The sequence below is a fragment of the Prevotella sp. CAG:255 genome (assembly GCF_000431195.1).
GTDB classification, from domain to species: Bacteria; Bacteroidota; Bacteroidia; order Bacteroidales; family Bacteroidaceae; genus Prevotella; species Prevotella rara.
The window spans coordinates 1-665 of the sequence record NZ_HF986847.1; the positions used below are offsets into that span (position 1 = coordinate 1).

A 665-nucleotide genomic window follows, 5' to 3' on the forward strand; every position below is an offset into this window, starting at 1 on the left:
AGATTAGCTCTGAAGAGTTTGATTTTAGCATTGAATGATTCAGCAGCTGCATTCGTGGAACGATTGTTATAAAAGTTCAATATTTCATCATAATGTTCATAAAATGTTGCAGCAATCACATTAAATTGCTTCATGCCTGCACGTTCCACTTTATCATACCATTTTGCCATACTGAGCCTTGCGGCATCTTTGATTGTGTTTTTGGAAAATATCATTCTTAGTGAGTGCGACAGTCCGTAAGCAACTTTAATATCCGGGTATTCGTCAAATAGGATTCCGGCCCTTTCTTTTTGTCTTTCTGTCCATTTGTCTGCTGATTTAAACAGCAGGTAACGACTTCTGACAAGCAGTTCGGGACGTGTGTCTCCGTTGGGGAAACGAAATGGCACATAGGTTTTACCCGACAGTTTGCATTCTTCCATTTCCCCGTTGCTCTGTTGCAGTGCACCCCAGCGATGTGTCACGCGAATTTCCTGTACAGCATCACCTGCCAGTTTCTGTATGTGAAAACGGTCTATTACCCGTTTGGCATTAGGAAAGGCTACAGAAACTATTTTGCGCATCGAGTCTGAAAGAACAAGAGTGACCTCCTCAACCTTCATACGTTCCGCTTTATCAATCTGTTTTAAAGTCTGTATTATAGCCTCAGATTTTGTTCCGGCAAC

General features: G+C 41.8%; 1 protein-coding gene. It reads right to left on the reverse strand.

Annotation, left to right across the window (positions count from 1 at the left end):
- Window positions 1-665 (reverse strand): ISAon1 family transposase (locus tag QVO66_RS11445; protein ID WP_288172841.1); only part of this gene is annotated, 665 nt, incomplete at both ends.